Annotated in this window: 1 rRNA gene; it reads left to right on the plus strand. The window is 53.6% G+C overall.

Annotated features, from left to right (window positions below):
- Positions 1 to 588: ribosomal RNA gene (locus ACU1JV_RS28065) — 23S ribosomal RNA — on the plus strand; the annotation flags it as partial.

The raw sequence follows: 588 nt of genomic DNA on the forward strand, positions 1-588 counted from the left end.
GCTTAGAAGCAGCCACCATTGAAAGAGTGCGTAATAGCTCACTGGTCGAGTGACTCTGCGCCGAAAATGTAACGGGGCTAAACACACCACCGAAGCTATGGCTTGATGCTTGCATCAGGGGTAGGGGAGCGTTGAATGCGGGTTGAAGGTGTACCGGAAGGAGCGCTGGACTGCATTCAAGTGAGAATGCCGGTATGAGTAACGAAAAGATCTGTGAGAATCAGATCCGCCGAAAGCCTAAGGGTTCCTGAGGAAGGTTCGTCCGCTCAGGGTAAGTCGGGACCTAAGGCGAGGCCGATAGGCGTAGTCGAAGGACAACAGGTCGAAATTCCTGTACCACCGTAATCCGTTATGAGCGATGGGGTGACGCAGTAGGGTAGTGACGCGGACTGATGGATGTCCGTCTAAGCAGTGAGGCTGATGTGTAGGCAAATCCGCACATCGTAAGGCTGGGCTGTGATGGGGAGCGAAAATTATAGTAGCGAAGGTCATGATCTCAGACTGCCAAGAAAAGCCTCTAGCCAGGAGAAGGTGCCCGTACCGCAAACCGACACAGGTAGGCGAGAAGAGAATTCTAAGGCGCGCGGA

It is taken from the genome of Paenibacillus sp. T2-29 (assembly GCF_052921365.1).